Origin of the sequence: Serratia sp. PAMC26656, from assembly GCF_016469055.2 — a bacterium.
GTDB lineage: Bacteria > Pseudomonadota > Gammaproteobacteria > Enterobacterales > Enterobacteriaceae > Serratia > Serratia plymuthica.
On the sequence record NZ_CP150486.1, the window covers coordinates 1648540 to 1665689 of the forward strand.

General features: G+C 56.2%; 17 protein-coding genes. 9 read left to right on the forward strand and 8 right to left on the reverse strand.

Features of this window, described 5'->3' with window-relative positions; translation table 11 throughout:
- Positions 1-24: 24 nt before the first annotated feature.
- Positions 25-261, forward strand: coding sequence for a type II toxin-antitoxin system CcdA family antitoxin (locus tag JEM67_RS08475; protein WP_020438746.1), 237 nt, complete (start codon positions 25-27; stop codon positions 259-261).
- 2 nt (positions 262-263) lie between these two features.
- Complete coding sequence (locus JEM67_RS08480; protein ID WP_199635238.1) at positions 264-578, forward strand: CcdB family protein; 315 nt, start codon at positions 264-266, stop codon at positions 576-578.
- A 33-nt stretch (positions 579-611) separates the two neighbouring features.
- On the opposite strand, the gene fghA is transcribed toward JEM67_RS08480, so the two are convergent.
- From fghA to ptrR, 3 genes are read right to left on the reverse strand one after another with little or no spacing between them, the layout of a single operon-like run.
- Positions 612-1457 (reverse strand): S-formylglutathione hydrolase, encoded by an 846-nt coding sequence (gene fghA, locus JEM67_RS08485; RefSeq protein ID WP_199635237.1) that lies wholly within the window; start codon positions 1455-1457, stop codon positions 612-614.
- A 14-nt stretch (positions 1458-1471) separates the two neighbouring features.
- A complete protein-coding gene (locus tag JEM67_RS08490; RefSeq protein ID WP_199635561.1) occupies positions 1472-2599 on the reverse strand; it encodes an S-(hydroxymethyl)glutathione dehydrogenase/class III alcohol dehydrogenase in 1128 nt (375 codons plus the stop codon).
- Between the two features lie 28 nt (positions 2600-2627).
- Positions 2628-3545: a putrescine utilization regulator PtrR gene (gene ptrR / locus JEM67_RS08495; protein ID WP_013812174.1), complete on the reverse strand. Its 918-nt coding sequence runs from the start codon at positions 3543-3545 to the stop codon at positions 2628-2630.
- A 107-nt stretch (positions 3546-3652) separates the two neighbouring features.
- Between ptrR and JEM67_RS08500 the strand changes: the two genes are divergently transcribed.
- The 7 genes from JEM67_RS08500 to mglC all read left to right on the forward strand — a co-directional run bounded on the left by JEM67_RS08500 (position 3653) and on the right by mglC (position 12094).
- Entirely contained in the window at positions 3653-4810 is a 1158-nt protein-coding gene (locus JEM67_RS08500) for a YbfB/YjiJ family MFS transporter (RefSeq protein WP_013812175.1), read from the forward strand.
- 247 nt (positions 4811-5057) lie between these two features.
- Complete coding sequence (gene folE, locus JEM67_RS08505; RefSeq protein WP_004942347.1) at positions 5058-5723, forward strand: GTP cyclohydrolase I FolE; 666 nt, start codon at positions 5058-5060, stop codon at positions 5721-5723.
- 69 nt (positions 5724-5792) lie between these two features.
- Positions 5793-6974 carry a DUF418 domain-containing protein YeiB gene (gene yeiB, locus JEM67_RS08510; RefSeq protein WP_304621738.1) on the forward strand — a complete coding sequence of 394 codons (1182 nt, stop codon included), beginning with the start codon at positions 5793-5795 and terminating at the stop codon, positions 6972-6974.
- Positions 6975-7103: 129 nt separating this feature from the next.
- Positions 7104-8141, forward strand: coding sequence for an HTH-type transcriptional regulator GalS (gene galS, locus JEM67_RS08515; RefSeq protein ID WP_199635236.1), 1038 nt, complete (start codon positions 7104-7106; stop codon positions 8139-8141).
- A gap of 254 nt (positions 8142-8395) precedes the next feature.
- Positions 8396-9388, forward strand: a complete 993-nt coding sequence (gene mglB / locus JEM67_RS08520) for a galactose/glucose ABC transporter substrate-binding protein MglB (RefSeq protein ID WP_013812178.1) — start codon at positions 8396-8398, stop codon at positions 9386-9388.
- Positions 9389-9563: 175 nt separating this feature from the next.
- Complete coding sequence (mglA, locus tag JEM67_RS08525) at positions 9564-11072, forward strand: galactose/methyl galactoside ABC transporter ATP-binding protein MglA (protein WP_013812179.1); 1509 nt, start codon at positions 9564-9566, stop codon at positions 11070-11072.
- Between the two features lie 11 nt (positions 11073-11083).
- Positions 11084-12094 carry a galactose/methyl galactoside ABC transporter permease MglC gene (mglC, locus tag JEM67_RS08530; RefSeq protein ID WP_006322189.1) on the forward strand — a complete coding sequence of 337 codons (1011 nt, stop codon included), beginning with the start codon at positions 11084-11086 and terminating at the stop codon, positions 12092-12094.
- Between the two features lie 60 nt (positions 12095-12154).
- Here mglC and sanA read toward each other — a convergent pair whose 3' ends face one another.
- The 5 genes from sanA to JEM67_RS08555 form a co-directional block, all read right to left on the reverse strand.
- The gene (gene sanA, locus JEM67_RS08535) at positions 12155-12892 is read right to left on the reverse strand and encodes an outer membrane permeability protein SanA (RefSeq protein WP_013812180.1); all 738 of its coding nucleotides are present in this window, start codon (positions 12890-12892) and stop codon (positions 12155-12157) included.
- A gap of 169 nt (positions 12893-13061) precedes the next feature.
- Positions 13062-14759 carry an NAD-dependent malic enzyme gene (locus JEM67_RS08540; protein WP_199635235.1) on the reverse strand — a complete coding sequence of 566 codons (1698 nt, stop codon included), beginning with the start codon at positions 14757-14759 and terminating at the stop codon, positions 13062-13064.
- A gap of 221 nt (positions 14760-14980) precedes the next feature.
- A complete protein-coding gene (gene cdd / locus JEM67_RS08545) occupies positions 14981-15865 on the reverse strand; it encodes a cytidine deaminase (RefSeq protein WP_013812182.1) in 885 nt (294 codons plus the stop codon).
- Positions 15866-16002: 137 nt separating this feature from the next.
- A complete protein-coding gene (locus tag JEM67_RS08550; RefSeq protein WP_199635234.1) occupies positions 16003-16698 on the reverse strand; it encodes a CidB/LrgB family autolysis modulator in 696 nt (231 codons plus the stop codon).
- The gene (locus tag JEM67_RS08555; protein ID WP_199635233.1) at positions 16695-17102 is read right to left on the reverse strand and encodes a CidA/LrgA family protein; all 408 of its coding nucleotides are present in this window, start codon (positions 17100-17102) and stop codon (positions 16695-16697) included. Before JEM67_RS08555 ends, JEM67_RS08550 begins: the two co-directional genes overlap by 4 nt.
- Positions 17103-17150: the final 48 nt, after the last annotated feature.

Sequence of the window (17150 nt, forward strand, 5' to 3'; positions counted from 1 at the left end):
CGAAGGTTATTGTGGGAGGTGCTAATGCCAGTAAAACAACGAACGACCCAAAGCGTTACCATGGCGGTGGAACGCAGTTTACTGAGCCGTGCACGTGAGGCGGGCATTAACCTCAGTGCTACGCTGAATGCTGCTTTGGATGCCGAATTGCGTCAGCATGAGATGAGAAAATGGAAGGAAGAAAACCGAGAAGCGATCGATGCTTTAAATCGTTTTCATGATGAACATGGCTGTTTCAGTGACGAATACAGGACGTTTTAGCGATGCAATTTACGGTATACGCGAATACAGGGAAAAGCGCAGTCTATCCCCTGCTGCTTGATGTGACGAGCGATATCATCGGGCAATTAAATCGCCGAGTTGTGATCCCGTTATTGCCAATTGAAAAGTATCCGGCCAGTACTCGCCTGGAACGCTTGAACCCTTTGGTCAGGCTGGTGGATGACAACGAGTACGCCGTTATGACTCATGAAATGGCAAGTATTCCCGTTCGCACCCTGGGTGCTGAATTTTGCGATGCTTCCCAATACCGAACCAAGGTTAAAGCCGCAATAGATTTTCTTTTCGACGGTATCTGATGAAATCCGGGCGGCTAAACCGCCCGGATTTTTTTATCCGCGGAACAGGTGTTCGGCGTGGAAGCGCAGGTGGTCTTCGATAAAGGTGGCGATGGTGAAGTAGCTGTGATCGTAGCCTGGCTGAATACGCAACGTCAGTGGCCAGTCGCGCTGGCGTGCCAGCTCGGCCAGTTTCGCCGGTTGCAGTTGATCCGCCAGGAACTGATCGCCGTCGCCCTGATCCACCAGGACCGGCATTTTTTCCGCCCCGTTAGCCAGCAGGTGGCAACTGTCGTATTGCAGCCACTGGCTTTCGTCGTTCCCCAGATAGGCGGCGAAGGCTTTACGCCCCCAGGGCACCTGACAAGGGTTGACGATCGGCGCGAACGCCGACACTGAACGAAAGCGCTGCGGATTACGAAACGCCAGCATCAGCGCGCCATGGCCGCCCATGGAGTGGCCAAAGATCGACTGGCGATCGCTGACGCTGAAATGCTGATTGATCAGCGCCGGTAGCTCATCGCTGAGGTAATCGTACATGCGAAAATGCTTGTCCCACGGCGCCTGCGTGGCGTTCAAATAGAACCCGGCGCCCTGGCCCAGATCGTACCCTTCATCGTTCGGCACATCGTCGCCGCGCGGGCTGGTATCGGCCATCACCAGTACCAGGCCCAGCTCGGCGGCGATGCGTTGCGCACCGGCCTTCAACGTGAAATTTTCATCATTGCAGGTCAGCCCCGACAGCCAGTACAACACCGGCGGCGGGTTATCATCACGCGGCGGCGGCAGATAGATGCTGAAAGTCATGTTGCAATTCAGGCTCTGCGCTGCATGGCGGTAACGCTGTTGCCAGCCACCGAACATGCGGTGCTCTTCGAGAAGTTCTAATGACGAGTTCATCTCTGCCTCCTGGCTTATTTTTTGTCGAAGTGAATAACCGAGCGGATTGATTTGCCTTCGTGCATCAAATCGAACGCTTCATTAATCTGATCGAGCCCCATAGTGTGGGTGATAAAGTCATTCAGCGCGAACTCGCCGTCCAGATAACGCTGGACGATGCCCGGCAGTTGCGAACGGCCCTTGACGCCACCGAAGGCGGAACCGCGCCAGACGCGGCCGGTGACCAACTGGAACGGACGGGTAGAGATCTCTTGGCCGGCACCGGCTACGCCGATAATCACCGATTCGCCCCAGCCTTTATGACAACATTCCAGTGCGGAGCGCATCACGTTGACGTTGCCAATGCACTCGAAGGAGAAATCAACACCGCCGTCGGTCAGCTCAACGATCACGTCCTGAATAGGTTTATCGTAGTCTTTCGGGTTGATCAGATCGGTAGCGCCCAGTTTACGGGCCAGATCGAACTTGCTGGTGTTGATATCGATGCCGATGATGCGGCCTGCACCGGCCATCTGCGCGCCGATAATCGCCGACAGGCCAATGCCGCCGAGACCGAAGATGGCCACGGTGTCGCCTTTTTGCACTTTGGCGGTGTTGATCACCGCGCCCATGCCGGTGGTAACGCCACAACCCAGCAGGCAAACTTCTTCCAACGGCGCTTCTTTGCTGATTTTCGCCAGCGAGATTTCCGGTACCACGGTGTATTCGGAGAAGGTTGAGGTGCCCATGTAGTGGAAGATTGGCTGGCCGTCTTTATAGAAGCGGGTCGTGCCGTCCGGCATCAGGCCTTTACCCTGGGTGGCGCGGATCGCCTGACACAGGTTGGTTTTGCCGGATTTACAGAATTTGCACTCACCGCATTCCGGGGTGTACAGCGGGATCACGTGATCGCCGACCGACACGCTGGTGACGCCTTCGCCTACCGCTTCCACCACGCCGCCGCCTTCATGGCCGAGGATCGCCGGGAACACGCCTTCCGGATCGGCCCCTGACAGGGTGTAAGCGTCGGTGTGGCATACGCCGGTGGCGACGATCCGCACCAGCACTTCGCCTTTTTGCGGTGGCATTAGATCGACTTCTTCGATTTTCAGCGGCTGGTTCGGGCCCCAGGCAACGGCGGCACGGGTTTTGATCATTTCCATCATAGTCTCCAGTGGTCTATTTTTTAAATCAGGCTATGTCGATAGCGTCTGATGAAACGAGGTTTGTGTCGTCAACAGCGGCGGTTTCCGCCTGTTCAATAATCAGTTCTTTCAGCGCGCGCACGTTCGGGCCGAACGCATCGCGGCGCCACAGCAACCAGGTGGCGGTTTGGGCGATATCATCCGGCAGAGCATGCACTTTCACCCGTTCATGGCCCGGCAGCAGGCTTAACACCGAGTGCGGGATCATCGCCAGCCCGGCGCCGCTGGCAACGCAGGCCAACATCGCGTGGTAGGACTGAATTTCCATAATCTGGCCCGGCAAGGCGCCTTCGCGCTTGAACCAGGACTCCAGCCGCAAGCGGTAGGAGCAACTTGCCCGGAAGGCAAACAGCGTTTCGCCTTTGGCGTCTTTAGCGTTATGAATTGGCAGGTGGTCGAGGCAGGAGATCACCACCATGTGTTCGGGGAAGGCGATACAGCCGTTGAGTTCGTCATACTGAACCGGCCCATCGACCAGCGCCGCCGCCAACGTACCGGCGCGCACCCGTTCGGTGATTTCGCCCGAAGTGCCGGTGGTCAACGACAGTGAAACCTGCGAAAAGCGCTGGTGGTAGGCCGCCAGCAGATTGGGCAGGCGGGTGGCCGCCGTGCTTTCCATCGAGCCTATAGCGAAGTTCCCCGCCGGCTCACCGGCATGGGTGATGCTCATGGCCTCTTCGCTGAGCGCCAGAATGCGGTTGGCGTAACAGAGGAAGTTGTGACCCATCGGCGAAAGGCGCAGGCGTTGCTTTTCGCGGATGAAAAGATCGGTGCCCAGTTCCTGCTCAAGCTGACGCAGGCGCGTGGTCAGGTTCGACGGCACGCGGTGCAGTTGCTCGGCGGCACGGGCGACGGAGCCGGTTTCGGCGACGCTGCAGAACATGCGAAGCTGGGTCAGATCCATGGTCTTCTCTTTTCGTGATGAACTTGATGAGTATTATTCAGTTTTTGTGAGTTTAATACTGCGGCATGATGCTGGCAACTTTCTTTTAACAGTCTGGATAACTCTACATGGCCTTAAGAATTGCCCTGAGCGGTTTTATTGCGTTGATCGTCGCCATGGGGATTGGGCGCTTCGCCTTTACCCCGCAGGTGCCGCTGATGATTGCCGAGCACCAGTTTACTCTGACCGGGGCCGGGCTGGTGGCGGCGATCAACTACCTGGGATATCTGTGCGGCGCTTACGACGCCATGCGCGCCAGCCGCCACGTTGAACGCCGGCTGTGGCTGGGCGTGTGGGGCGCGGTGGCCTTGACGCTGCTGTCCGCCGTGGTGCAGGGCGAGTGGTGGCATGGTGCGGTGCGTTTTGTCATCGGCTGGGCCAGCGGCTGGTCGATGGTCTTGGTAGCGGCCTGGACCAACGAACGGTTGGCGCACTATGGCCGGCCGGCGCTGAGCGCTGCGGTGTTCGCCGGCCCAGGTGCCGGGATTTTTATCAGCGGCATGATGGCCGTGGGTATTCACAGCCTGGCGCTGACGGCGTCGCAGGCCTGGATGGTGTATGGCGTATTGGCGCTGGTGCTGATTGGCGCCATCAGCATCAACCTGCCGCGTGCCGGCGAGTTGCATCGCCCCAACGTGGCGGCGGAGCCGCTGCAACTGACCCCGGCGTTGAAACGCCTGGTATGGAGCTACAGCCTGGCGGGTTTTGGCTATATTCTGCCGGCGACCTTTCTGTCGCAGATGGCGGCGGCACGTTTTCCCGGTAGCCTGTTCGCTCAATTCGTTTGGCCGATCTTCGGCGGTGCGGCGGTGCTGGGGATCGTCCTCGGCATTCTGACCCGCCACCGGCTGACCACTCAGTCACGTCTGGCTATTACTCTGTGGGTGCAGGCGCTGGGGGTATTGTGCGCGGAAGTGGTGCCGGGTGTGGCCGGGTTGGCGCTGGGAGCGCTACTTACCGGCGGCGGTTTCCTCAGCGTGGTGCAGCTTTCCATCCAGCATGGCCGGGAGTTGGCGCCCAACCATGCACGTTATATGGCGGGATTGTTGACCACCGGTTATGCGCTGGGGCAACTGGTTGGCCCTACGTTGTCGGCGCTGTCGACGGCATTGACCCACAGGCTGGAACCGGCGCTGTATGTGGCGGTCGTGGGGCTTATCGTGGCCGGTCTGCTGGTGGTGAATACGCCGGCGCGCGAATTGGCGCGAAAACCGACGCTGCCGTGATTAAATTCCGTACAAAAAACGCGGGATACCCGCAGCAGGCCTGATTGTGCTAAATGCGAATATTTCACCTGCGGTTGAAACACAATCACTGGATAATCCCTTCACTCTCCTCTAGAGTGGGGGCAAAATCTTGACCGAGTTCACGTTATCAACTACGGAAACTTCTGCCGTCAGGAGAGTATGCAATTCACCTATCTGCCCGGTAAAGCTGTCGGATGGGTGAGTTCAAGTCCGTTGGAGAGAATAAATGACATCATTAAGTAAAGAAGCTGCCCTGGTTCACGCAGCGCTCGAAGAGCGTGGTCTGGAAACCCCGTTGCGCGGTGAAGTGCTGGATCGCGAAACGCGCAAACGTCGTATTAAAGAGCACATGACGGAAATCATGCAGCTGCTTAATCTCGACCTGTCCGACGACAGCCTGGCAGAAACCCCGCACCGCATTGCCAAAATGTATGTCGATGAGATTTTCTCCGGCCTGGACTACGCCAACTTCCCAAAAATCACCGTTATCGAAAACAAGATGAAGGTAGATGAAATGGTGACGGTACGCGATATCACACTGACCAGCACCTGCGAGCATCACTTCGTGACCATCGACGGTAAAGCGACCGTGGCCTATATTCCGAAAGATGCGGTCATTGGTCTGTCGAAAATCAACCGTATCGTGCAGTTCTTCTCCCAGCGCCCCCAGGTGCAGGAGCGTTTGACTCAGCAGATCCTGGTGGCATTGCAAACCTTGCTCGGCACCAATAACGTGGCGGTATCGATTGATGCGGTCCATTATTGTGTTAAGGCACGTGGCATCCGTGACGCGACCAGCGCCACCACCACCACCTCTCTGGGCGGGCTGTTCAAGTCCAGCCAGAACACGCGCCAGGAGTTTTTGCGCGCGGTACGTCATCACCAGGGGTGATGGTGGGCCATAAAAAAGAACAGGCGCCTGCGGGCGCCTTTTTAATGACCGGCATACAGCGGTAAAATAATGAACACTAGCTCCACGGCCCCCTTGCCACGCATCGCCACGCTGGACTGCGTGCGAGGTATCGCCATTCTCGGCATTCTTCTGCTGAATATCAGCGCCTTTGGCCTGCCAAAGGCGGCCTACCTTAACCCGGCCTATTTGGGGCTGCCGACGTCTCGTGATGCCTGGACTTGGGCGCTGCTGGATATTTTCGCGCAGGCCAAGTTTCTGGCGATGTTCGCCCTGTTATTCGGCGCAGGCCTGCAGATGCTGCTGCGCCGCGGCAAAGGCTGGATACGTGCCCGATTGTCATGGTTGGTGCTGTTTGGCCTGGGTCATGCCATTTTCCTGTGGGACGGTGATATTTTGCTGGCTTACGGCTTAATCGGCCTGGTGTGCTGGCGGATGATCCGCGACGCGAAGGACACTTACCAACTGCTGAAAACCGGCGTGGTGCTGTACCTGATTGGCGTTGGGGTGTTGCTGCTGCTGGGGTTCGTTTCGCACGGTGAGCCGGGCGGTTTCTGGCAACCAGGCGTAGCTGAGCTGCAGTATGAGAAGTTCTGGAAATTGCAGGGGGGCATGGAGGCATGGCGCAGCCGTGTTGACCTGCTGTCTTCCAGCCTGCTGGCGATTGGCGCTCAATACGGCTGGGAACTGGCGGGTCTGATGCTGTTCGGTGCGGGGCTGATGCGCAGCGGTTGGCTACGCGGTACTTATTCGCCGGGCTACTATCGCCGACAGGCGGCTTGCTTGATACCGCTTTCATTGCTGATCCAATTGCCGGCGGTGGCCTTGCAGTGGCTTCTGCACTGGGACTACCGCTGGAGCGGGTTTTTATTGCAGGTGCCGCGTGAACTGGGCTCGCCGCTGCAGGCGATGGGCTATCTGGCGCTGTGTTACGGTTTCTGGCCGACGCTGTCGCGCCTGCGCATCGGCCATTGGTTGACGCAGGTCGGACGTATGGCGCTGAGCAACTACTTGCTGCAAACGCTGATCTGCACCACGCTGTTCTATCGGTTTGGCCTGTATCAGCAGTTTGACCGCCTGCAACTGTTGGCGTTTGTGCCGCTGGTCTGGCTGGCTAACCTGTTGTTTTCCAACCTGTGGCTGAGGTATTTCCCGCAGGGGCCGGTAGAGTGGCTGTGGCGTAAATTGACTCATCTGGCCGCCGGTCAGGCGGAACCCAAGGCGCTGAACTGAGATCTGGCGCAGACAGGTTAAAAAAATGTATGTAAACGTTTTCTTTCCTGTGACGTAATTCACGCAGAGGAGGATGACAAACGGGGTAGGATAACGCCACTGTCAACTACCCCGACCTCAGGATCTTTCATGGCCTCTGTTCACCCAATCACTATTCGCGACGTGGCGAAACGCGCGGGCGTGTCCGTGGCGACCGTCTCCCGCGTGCTGAACAACAGCGCCCTGACCAGCAAACAGACGCGTGAAAGGGTGCTGCAGGCGGTAGCGGAACTGGGCTACCGGCCCAATGCCAATGCGCAGGCGTTGGCCACCCAGAGCAGCGATACCCTCGGCGTGGTGGTGATGGACGTTTCCGATCCCTTCTTTGGCGCGTTGGTGAAAGCGGTAGACACTGTGGCGCAGAAAAACCACAAATACCTGCTGATAGGCAACAGTTACCATCAGGCGGAAAAAGAGCGTCATGCCATCGAAGTATTGATTCGACAGCGATGCAATGCCTTGATTGTTCATGCAAAGGCCTTGTGTGACGCCGAGTTGATCGCCTTTCTCGAACAGGTGCCTGGCATGGTGCTGATTAACCGAATCATCACCGGCTACGAACACCGCTGCGTTGGCCTGGATAACGTCAGCGGTGCGGAGATGGCGATGCGCCTGCTGCTGTCGCAGGGCCATCAGCGTATTGGCTACCTGGGCTCCAATCACCCGATCGAAGACGGGCCGCTGCGTCAGCAGGGCTATGAACAGGCGATGAGCGTGGCGGGGCTGGCGACGCCGGACACCTGGCGCGCTTACGGTTCGCCGGATCTGCAGGGCGGGGAGGCCGCTATGGTCGAGCTGCTTGGCCGTAATCTGCATCTGAGCGCGGTGTTTGCTTACAACGACGCGATGGCCGCCGGTGCCATGGCGGTGCTGAAAGAAAACGGTATCATTGTGCCGCAAAATTTCTCGATAGTGGGGTTCGATGATATCCCCATTGCTCGCTATACCAGCCCTAAACTGACCACGGTACGCTATCCTATTGTTACCATGGCGACTCTTGCCACCGAATTGGCCCTGCGGGGCGCGGCTGGCGGGTTGGAGCCACAGGCCCGTCACCTGTTTATGCCCACTCTGGTACGTCGCCATTCTGATGCGCCCTGGCAAAGTGAGGCGGCGGTCACTCTCTGAAGATTTAATCTTGTGTAACCGTTTTCAATCTGTGAGAAAATTCACAGATTATTAACATCACCCCGTCTATGCTCTAGGCGTTTTCCGGCGCAAAGGCACTTGCCGCTGCCGTTTTTATCTCGCGCTGACACAGCACTTTTCAGGAATAACATGATTCACGGATGACAGGGAACCTGCCAGACCCGGTCGTGCACCCACCGCCGGTTACCTTTGGCTCAATACCGAGTACGACCTACATAAACCGGAGACAGACAATGAATAAGAAGGTTTTCACCCTGGCCGCGACGGCCGCAGCCATGATGTTTGGTGCTGCAGCTCATGCAGATACCCGTATTGGCGTCACCATTTATAAATACGACGACAACTTTATGTCGGTAGTGCGCAAGGCGATCGAGAAAGACGCCAAGGCCTCTCCGGATATCACTCTGCTGATGAATGACTCGCAGAACGATCAGTCCAAGCAAAACGACCAGATCGACGTGCTGATCGCCAAGGGCGTGAAAGCGCTGGCGATTAACCTGGTTGACCCTGCCGCCGCTCCGGTGGTTATTGATAAGGCACGCGCAAACGATATCCCTATCGTGTTCTACAACAAAGAACCTTCCCGCAAAGCGCTGGACAGCTACGACAAAGCGTTTTATGTCGGGACCGACTCCAAGGAGTCCGGCGTGATCCAGGGCCAGCTGATCGCCAAGCACTGGAAAGCCAACCCGAACTGGGATCTGAACAAAGACGGTCAGATTCAGTATGTGTTGCTGAAAGGCGAACCGGGCCATCCGGATGCCGAAGCGCGCACCACCTATGTGGTGAAAACGCTGAACGAAGGCGGTCTTAAAACTCAGCAACTGCAGATGGACACCGCAATGTGGGATACCGCTCAGGCGAAAGACAAAATGGACGCCTGGTTGTCCGGCCCGAACGCCAACAAAATTGAAGTGGTTATCGCCAACAACGATGCCATGGCAATGGGCGCGGTAGAAGCGCTCAAGGCGCACAACAAATCCAGCATTCCGGTATTCGGCGTGGATGCGTTGCCGGAAGCTCTGGCGATGGTCAAATCCGGCGCGATGGCGGGGACGGTGCTGAACGATGCCGACAACCAGGCTAAAGCCACCTTCGAATTGGCGAAAAACCTGGCTGCGGGTAAACCGGCCGCCGACGGCACCCAATATAAAATCGAAAATAAAGTGGTGCGCATTCCTTACGTTGGCGTAGATAAAGACAATTTGTCTCAGTTTGTTAAGTAAGTTCTGAGCTAACCCGTAATGACCCCGCCTGGGGTGCGCTCAGCGTCAACACCAGGAAAGCCGCAGGCGGGGGAATTTTTTATTAAAATGACAGCCTATACCCACGAATTTCACTTTGCGGCTAACCACGCTGCGGTTTGAAAGACGATGGGTACAATAATAGCCAGGTGTATTTATGGCCGACAGCCCACGCGAATTCCTCCTGGAAATGACCGATATCAGTAAGTCATTCCCCGGCGTCAAGGCATTGGATAATGTTAACCTGCGCGTTCGTCCGCACTCCATTCATGCGTTAATGGGAGAGAACGGCGCCGGGAAATCGACATTATTAAAATGCCTGTTTGGCATTTATAAAAAAGATGCCGGCAGTATTGTTTTTCAGGGCCGGGAAATTGATTTCAAAAGCTCAAAAGAGGCGTTGGAACATGGCGTTTCAATGGTGCATCAGGAGTTAAACCTGGTCCTGCAGCGTACCGTGATGGACAACATGTGGTTGGGGCGTTACCCGACCAAAGGCATGTTTGTCGATCAGGAAAAGATGTTGAAGGACACCCAGGCGATATTCGACGAGCTGGATATTGATATCAACCCACGCGATAAAGTGGGCACGCTGTCGGTATCGCAAATGCAGATGATCGAAATTGCCAAGGCGTTTTCCTATGACGCCAAGATTGTCATTATGGATGAGCCGACCTCGTCACTGACGGAAAAAGAGGTGAACCATTTGTTCACCATTATTCGTAAGCTGAAAGAGCGCGGCTGCGGCATTGTTTATATCTCGCACAAAATGGAAGAGATCTTCCAGCTGTGCGATGAAATCACCATCCTGCGCGATGGCCAGTGGATTGCCACTCAGCCGCTGGAAGGGCTGGATATGGACAAGATCATCTCGATGATGGTGGGCCGTTCGCTCAGTCAGCGTTTCCCCGACAGGCAGAATACACCGGGAGAGGTGATTCTGGAGGTGAAGAACCTGACGTCATTGCGCCAGCCTTCGATTCGCGATGTCTCTTTCGATCTTCACAAAGGTGAAATTCTTGGCATTGCCGGGTTGGTGGGCGCCAAGCGCACGGACATTGTGGAAACCCTGTTCGGTATCCGTGAAAAAGTGGCAGGCACCATCAAGCTGCACGGCAAGGCCATCAACAATCACAGCGCCAATGAAGCGATTAACCACGGTTTTGCACTGGTAACGGAAGAGCGACGCTCTACCGGGATTTACGCCTATCTGGACGTGGGCTTCAACTCGCTGATATCCAATATCCGCAACTATAAAAATAAAATCGGTCTGCTGGACAACGCCCGGATGAAAAGCGACACCCAATGGGTAATCGACGCCATGCGGGTCAAAACGCCGGGCCATCATACCCATATCGGTTCGCTGTCCGGCGGTAACCAGCAGAAGGTGATTATCGGCCGCTGGCTGTTAACCCAACCGGAAATATTAATGCTGGATGAACCGACGCGCGGCATTGACGTCGGCGCCAAATTCGAAATTTATCAGCTGATGACCGAATTGGCGAAGAAGGGCAAGGGGATCATTATTGTCTCGTCCGAAATGCCGGAGCTTTTGGGAATTACCGACAGAATACTGGTGATGAGTAATGGTCAGGTTGCGGGCATCGTTAACACCAAACAGACCTCGCAAAATGAAATTTTACGTCTCGCATCCCTGCACCTTTAAGGATCAGAATTATGAACGCGCTGAATAAAAAAACTTTGTTCACCTATTTTAAAGAAGGTGGCATTTACGTGGTATTGCTGGTGCTGCTGGCAATTATTATTATCCAGGACCCGACTTTCCTCAGTTTAATGAACCTGAGCAACATCCTGACCCAGTCATCGGTGCGTATTATTATTGCGCTGGGTGTGGCCGGGCTGATCGTGACTCAGGGCACAGACCTGTCCGCCGGGCGACAGGTTGGGTTGGCGGCGGTGGTAGCGGCAACGCTGCTGCAGTCGATGGACAACGTCAATAAAGTGTTTCCGCATATGGAAACCTGGTCGATTCCGCTGGTGATCCTGCTGGTGTGTGCCGTTGGTGCGGTGATCGGCCTGGTGAACGGTCTGATCATCGCCTACCTGAATGTGACGCCGTTTATTACCACCCTGGGTACCATGATCATCGTCTACGGCATCAACTCGCTGTATTACGATTCTGTCGGCGCTTCGCCGGTAGCGGGGTTCGATCCTAAGTTCTCTACCTTTGCCCAGGGATTCCTGCGCTTTGGCGACTTTAAGCTGTCGTACATTACCTTCTACGCCATAATCGCGATTATTTTTGTCTGGATCCTGTGGAATAAAACCCGCTTCGGCAAAAATATCTTCGCCATCGGCGGTAACCCGGAAGCGGCAAAGGTTTCCGGCGTGAACGTGCCGTTGAACCTGATCATGATCTATGCGCTGTCCGGCGTGTTCTATGCGTTTGGTGGCTTGTTGGAAGCCGGTCGTATCGGCAGCGCCACCAACAACCTCGGCTTTATGTATGAGCTGGATGCCATCGCCGCCTGCGTGGTGGGCGGCGTGTCCTTTGCCGGTGGGGTGGGGACGGTGTTGGGCGTAGTGACCGGGGTGATCATCTTTACCGTCATCAACTACGGGCTGACCTACATTGGCGTTAACCCTTACTGGCAGTACATCATCAAGGGCGGCATCATTATCTTCGCCGTGGCGCTGGACTCACTAAAGTACGCCAAGAAGAAATAAGCGTTCTTCAGATATAACAACGGCCAGCAAATGCTGGCCGTTGTTATTTGTATGGCGGGATTACTTGGCCTTTTGCTTTTCTTCTTTCAGCTTGTGCTCCAGCTCCACCAGTTGCTCTGGCGACACCGCCGGATAACCCTGGGCATCCTCAGGCACGGCATGCATGGAGGAGATGGGGATCAGCGGGCCGAGGAAGCGCGGTTCGCGTTTGAGTATGTACAGGTCGGTCAGCGCGCCAAGGCGAGCGAAGATCTCGCGAGCGCGCACCGTCATCATGTCTTTCGGCGACGGCACTGCGTAGCATTGAGCCTGTATCCCCATATGCAGGGCAATAAACAGCGCGCGCTCGCAGTGGAAACGCTGGGTGATAATGATGAAGTCATTGGTGTCGAACACCTTGCGGGTGCGCACGATGGAGTCCAGGGTGCGGAACCCGGCGTAATCCAGCACAATATCGCTGGGCGCCACGCCTGCGGCGATCAGATCGCGGCGCATGGTCATGGGCTCGTTATAGCTTTGCTGGGCGTTGTCTCCGCTCAGCAGCAGGTATTTCACCTTGCCGCTGTTATAGGCGTTAATCGCGCCCTGAATACGGTAACGGTAATACTGGTTGATGACGCCGGTACGGTAATATTTGGCGGTGCCGAGCACCACGCCAACCTGGCGATGAGGCAGACCCTGGAGTTCGTCGTAGACGTAGGGTGCGGTTTTCCAACTGATCCAGCGATCGAGCGCGAGCGCCGAGAGCATCAACACCGCAATGATGATGAACAGGCTGATTATCAGGCGTTTCCACATGTTATTGCCTTACGCGCACAGGGGCCAAAAAAGATGGCTCAAGGCTACTTTACCTGACTGGCTGACGCAAGCTGTCCACCGCCTGAAGCACGTATTGCGCCGCATTTTTAGGCGGTTTTGACAATAAAAAAGGTCCGGCGTGCCGGACCTTGCGCTTCACCTGCGTAAATCAGAACGAGGTGCGTTTGTAGCTGCGGTACTGCGGTCGCCAGAAGTTGTGTTCAATGGCTTTCGACAGCGCTTCTTCAGAGGTGACTACCGCCATTCCCTGCAGCTGCGCCGCTTTACCCACTTCCATCGCGATGCACTTGGATACGCCCTGAATATCGTCGATATCCGGCAACAGCGCGCCATGTCCGTCGGTCGCCAGCGGCGAACAATCTGCCAGCGCACGGCTGGCGGCCATCAGCATGGCGTCGGTCACGCGAGTGGCGCCGGAAGCCAACACGCCCAAACCAATCCCCGGGAAGATATAGGAGTTGTTGCATTGGGCGATAGGGAACAGCTGGTCTTTATAGCTCACTGGTGCGAACGGGCTGCCGGTCGCGACCAGCGCGGTACCGTCGGTCCAGTTGATGATGTCTTCCGGGCGGGCTTCCACGCGCGAGGTCGGGTTGGACAGCGGCATGACGATCGGACGCGGACAATGCTTGTGCATTTCGCGGATCAGCTCTTCGGTAAACAGGCCCGGCTGGCCGGAAACGCCGATCAAAATGCTTGGTTTGGCGTTACGCACCACGTCCAGCAGAGAGATGGCGTCGCTGGACGTCTGCCACGAAGCCAGGTTTTCGCTCTTTTGCACCAGTTTGCTCTGGAAATCGAGCAGGTTGGGCAGTTTGTCGGTCAGCAGGCCGAAACGGTCCACCATGAAGACCTGGGCGCGCGCTTCGTCTTCGCTCAACCCTTCGGATTTCATCTGCGCGATAATCTGTTCGGCGATGCCGCAACCGGCTGAACCGGCGCCAAGGAAGGTCACGGTTTGGTCGCGCAACTGGCTGCCGGCGGCGCGGCTGGCGGCGATCAGGCTGCCCAAGGTGACCGCTGCGGTGCCCTGAATATCGTCGTTGAAGCAGCAAATCTCATCGCGATAGCGGTTCAACAGCGGAGTGGCGTTGTTTTGCGCGAAGTCTTCGAACTGCAGCAGCACATTTGGCCAGCGGCGTTTTACGGCCTGAATGAACTCTTCGACAAAGGCGTGGTATTCATCGCCGGAGATGCGCGGGTGGCGCCAGCCCATGTACAGCGGATCGTTCAGGCGCTGCGGGTTGTTGGTGCCGACGTCCAGTACGACCGGCAGGGTATAGGCCGGGCTGATGCCGCCACAGGCGGTATACAGCGACAGCTTGCCGATAGGAATGCCCATGCCGCCGATGCCCTGATCGCCCAGGCCGAGAATACGCTCACCGTCGGTGACCACGATCACTTTGACGTTTTGCTTGGTGGCGTTTTGCAGCATGTCGTCGATGCGATCGCGGTTTGGGTAGGAGATAAACAGCCCGCGCGCGCGGCGGTAGATATCGGAGAAATGCTCACAGGCCTCACCGACCGTCGGGGTGTAAATGATGGGCATCATCTCGCTCAGATGCGCGTCCAGCAGGCGGTAGAACAGGGTTTCGTTGGTATCCTGGATATTGCGCAAATAGATGTGCTTGTCGTTATCGTTCTTGAAATCCTGATACTGACGATAGGCGCGCTCAACCTGTTCTTCGATGGTTTCCACCGCTTCAGGCAGTAAACCGTGCAGGTTGAAATGGCTGCGTTCATCTTCAGTGAAGGCGCTGCCTTTGTTCAGCAGCGGAAATTCCAGCAGAATCGGGCCGGCGTAAGGGATGTAGAGGGGGCGTTTGCTTTCGTATTCAAGTTCCATTGTTTTGCTCTTCAACGTATCGGATAACTTTTATGATGCCGATCCTAAAAGATCGGGAAAATATGTACAGCAATTGTTATCGGATCATGAGGTAAATTGGCGTAATTATCGACGATCACGTCCTAATTTAACTAAAGAAAGTGTTTTAAGACGTGAATGCCATTGTAATCGGCTTACGGGGCTGTTAACAGCGGTGCCGGGCGGCACCGCCGTGATCGGGATCAGAAAGTGATGCGGCTGACGTTTTGGCAACCCAGCGCTTCCAGGGTGGCACGGGTCGCGTCCCACTGGGTGAGGATAGCGGTTTGTGGCTCAGCCAGTACCGCGCGGCGGATTTTCCGGCAGTCGCGTCCGGAGACGTTCAGCAGAATCAACGCAGCTTGCAGCGGCGGCAGGCTTGGGTTAAAGGCAGCGTTCTCCGCATAGCGCCCGGCGTAAATCGTGCCGTCTTCGGCCTCCAGCGCGACACCGCTGTGGGCGTTGCTGTAGGGCGCATGGCTCTGGTTAGCGGCGGCCAGCGCGGCTTTCTCCAGTTCGTCAGACAGCGTCAACTGGTAGCCCTGATCGACCCGGTCCATCAGCAGCGTGGCGATATCCAGATCTTTCGGGCCGAACGAATCCGGCAGATAGTCGCCAAGCGTGGCAGGCTCACGGCCGGGCAGGCGAATTTGCAGGCCGGCACCGCTGTTCAGTTCGTTCATAAACTGACGGCAGTGGCCGCAAGGCGTGTAGTTAACGGTGATCGAGACCAGGCCAGGTTCACCGCGTAACCAGGCGTGGGTCACGGCACACTGTTCTGCATGAATGGTTTGTTGCATCGGCGCACCGCTGAACTCCATATTGGCGCCAAAATAGAGATTGCCGCTCTGGCCGCGGGCAATGGCACCGACGTGGAAATGAGAGATCGGCGCTAACGAGCAGGCCGCTGCCAGAGGCAGCAGGGCAAATGCCAGAGCATCATCATCCAGCCCGCAGCGCTGCTTGATCGCGTCTACCTGCTCCGCTCTGAACATGGCCGGGAAATCGGGCGCATCAAAATAAGGCAGCAGGATGGATTGCAATGTCGCGGACAGTTCGCCGAAAGCAGTGTGAAAACGCGGATGCATAGAAAATCTCTCTACAGGTTAACGGGATAACATTTTAGGCAGCCTTGAAGCAATAAAGTGTGATTTATATCTCTTTATTGATGAAATCAATGCAATGAAAACGATAAATGCGAGATGTATCGCAAGTTTCTAACCCGTTAACCGAACAAATGCAGTAGCACCGGGAAGACAAAGGGCGCCAGCAGCGAAGTAATAATCCCGCAGATCACCAGCGCCAGCGAACTGAAAGCGCCTTCCTGATAGTCCATTTCCGCACAGCGTGCCGTGCCTATGGCATGCGAAGCGGTGCCCATCGCCAGGCCGCGTGCCGAACGGGTGGTGATTCTCAGTCCTCTGAACAACGAATGACCAAATACCGAACCGAAGATGCCGACGAAAATAACGCAGACGGCGCTGATTGCGGGGATGCCGCCAAGGGATCCCGCTACTGCCATGGCGATCGGCGTAGTGACGGATTTCGGCATGATTGACGCGGCAATCTCGGGCGTTGCGCCCATCCACAGCGCGATGGCGCCACCGCTGATCATTGCCGTCATGCTGCCGATAAAGCACACTGTGATAATCGACTTCCAGCGGGCGCGGATCTGATGCAACTGCTCATACAGAGGGAAGGCCAGCGCCACCACCGCCGGTTGCAGCAAATCGTTGAGAATTTTGCTGCCCTGAAAATAGCGTTCATAGGGAACGCCGGTCAGCAGCAGCAGGGGAATGATCACCGCCATGGAAACCAGCAACGGGTTCAGCAGCGGCATCTTCAGCCGCTGAGCCAGCCAGCGAGCCGCAAAGTAGACCAACAGCGTCAACGGCAATGACCACCAGATTTCATGGATCATTTTTTACCCTCCACAGGATCGTCACTGCCGATGATTTTACGTTCACGGTGAAAATAATGAGAGGTGCAGGCGACGACGATAAGCACCATCAGGGTGCTGATAACGCAGGAAACCACCAGCGGGCTGAGATGTTCGATGATTTCATCGTAATAGTTCATCACGCCGACGCCAATCGGCACGAACAGCAGTACCATATAACGGATTAGCAGATGACAGCCGGGCTTGACCCATTTCGCCGGCAAAATTTGGCTGGAGAGCAGGGCAAACAGGATCAGCATGCCGATAATGCTACCGGGAATGGCGATCGGCAGTAGCGCTGCGATGGCATTGCCGGCAAACAAGCAGAGGTAGATAAGGACGATTGCCCTCAGGTATTTCCAGCACAGTGCAAGCACGTTGACCATCACCTTTTCCCGTTTAACTGATGTATTCATCATACAATTAAACTGTGA